The 1,889-nt window shown below is 71.1% G+C and carries 2 protein-coding genes and 1 pseudogene; 2 read left to right on the top strand and 1 reads right to left on the bottom strand.

Annotated elements, in window-relative coordinates; translation table 11 throughout:
* Nucleotides 1-327: pseudogene (locus G6031_RS14170) on the bottom strand (A/G-specific adenine glycosylase); the annotation flags it as partial.
* A gap of 38 nt (nt 328-365) precedes the next feature.
* On the opposite strand from G6031_RS14170, the gene G6031_RS14165 reads away from it, so the two are divergent.
* Entirely contained in the window at nt 366-1,019 is a 654-nt protein-coding gene (locus G6031_RS14165; RefSeq protein WP_179524500.1) for a carbonic anhydrase, read from the top strand.
* Nucleotides 1,020-1,075: 56 nt separating this feature from the next.
* Entirely contained in the window at nt 1,076-1,726 is a 651-nt protein-coding gene (locus tag G6031_RS14160; protein ID WP_182639751.1) for a hypothetical protein, read from the top strand.
* Nucleotides 1,727-1,889: the final 163 nt, after the last annotated feature.

The following is a 1,889-nucleotide window of genomic DNA, read 5'->3' as shown; positions in this document are numbered from 1 at the left end:
GGCCTCGACGTCGGTGGGGACCTCGCCGTCGTGTCTGTCGACGACGACGAGGGCACACTCCTGCAGTCGGAGGGCGCGGCGGGGATAGCCGAGCTTGCCCCACATCCGGATCACATCGGCGGCCGGCGCCGCGGCGAGCTCGGCCGGACCGGGCCACCGCTCGAGCCACGCCCGCCAGACCGGTTCCACCCGTGCCACGGGGGTCTGCTGGCTCATGACCTCACAGAGCAGGATCTCCCACGCGCCGACACCCGGGCCGCGCCAGGGGAGGGGGCGGCCCGCACGGTCGAACCAGGACAGCAGGGCGGAGGTGTCGACGGAGGTCACCGTGTCTCCGCGGGAGCGGGGTGTGCACAATATGAGCCATGCCTCATACCGATCCCATCAAGGCCTGGGCCTCGCTCCGCGACGGCAATCATCGATTCGTCGAAGGGCAGATGCGTCATCCCAGCCAGAATACCGAGCGGCGGGAGAAGCTCGTCGCGGCGCAGCACCCCAAGGCCGTCCTGTTCGGCTGCTCGGACTCCCGGGTGGCGGCCGAGATCATCTTCGACCAGGGTCTCGGGGACCTCTTCGTGATCCGCACCGCCGGCCACATCAGCGACTCGGCGGTGCTCGGCTCGATCGAGTACGCGGTCCACGTCCTGGAGACCCCGCTGATCGTGGTGCTCGGTCACGACAGCTGTGGCGCCGTCAAGGCCACGGTCGACGCGCTCAACACCGGTGAGATCCCGCCCGGGTTCCTGCGTGACGTGGTGGAGAAGGTCTCGCCCTCGATCCTCAACGGTCGCCGCGAGGGGCTCAGCACCATCGACGATTTCGAGGCGCGCCACGTCCTCGAGACCGGCGAGCTCCTGCAGCAGCGCTCCAAGATCATCAGTGACCGGATCGACGCGGGGCGGCTCGCGATCGTCGGTGTGACGTACAAGCTCTCGGACGGGCGCGCGTATCTGCGCAGCGCGTTGGGGGAGGTCGAGGACACCCCCCACGGTCCGGGTGAGGAGATGATCGCGGTCTAGGGACACGCCGCGAGGGGGATCCGGTGCGGCGCCCGCTCGGCCCTAGAGTTGGGCCCGTGCACGAACCCCAGGGCTCCCTACCGCGCGAAGTCTATGTGCGTCGCCGCGTCGCCGCCGTCGCCATCGCGGTCGTCGCCGTCCTGGCCGTGGTGCTGGCGCTGTTCCTGGCCTCCAGGGACAGCGGCACGGACACCCAGGAGTCGGCGGGCGGCGGCGAGGTCGACACGGCCGAGGCGGCCACCACCTCGGAGACCACGACCACCGGGACCACCGCCCGGGATGACGGCGGCGCCTCGCGCGGCCGGTGCGCGGACGAGGACCTGAGCCTGGAGGTCTGGTCCGCCGAGCCCAACGTCCCGGTCGGCGAGGACGTCCGGTTCTTCGTCAACATCCTCAACACCTCGGACACCACGTGCGACCGCGACCTCTCCGAGGCGCCGCTGTCCTTCGAGGTCTACCGCCTGGACACCAACGTCAAGGTGTGGTCGAGCATCGACTGCACCACCCCCCGCGAGGACGACGAGGTCGACCTCCGCCCCGGTGAGCCCGAGCCCCGCCAGATCGACTGGACAGGCCGCCGGTCCGCGGAGGGCGCCTGCTCGGAGGCCGATCGGACCCCGGTCGAGGTGGGCGCCTACCAGGTCTACGCGCTGGTCGGGAACGTCTTCAGCCCGGCGGCCACCTTCAACGTGGTCGAGGGCGACTGACCGTCCGGGGTGTCGGGCGCGACTGGCATGTGAGGCAGACGCCGCGGACGCCGTCCGCTAGGTCGACCCGAGGCCGGTGAGCCACTGGCGCACGTGCCGGGCCCACAGGGCGCCCACACCCTCCACGTCCGCGAAGTCCGTCTGCTCGGCGGCGAGCAGCGCC

Origin of the sequence: Dietzia sp. CQ4, from assembly GCF_014145125.1 — a bacterium.
In the GTDB taxonomy this organism is placed as follows: domain Bacteria; phylum Actinomycetota; class Actinomycetes; order Mycobacteriales; family Mycobacteriaceae; genus Dietzia; species Dietzia natronolimnaea.
Note: the sequence above shows the minus strand (reverse complement) of the source record. Positions and strands in the feature narration are given on the sequence as shown.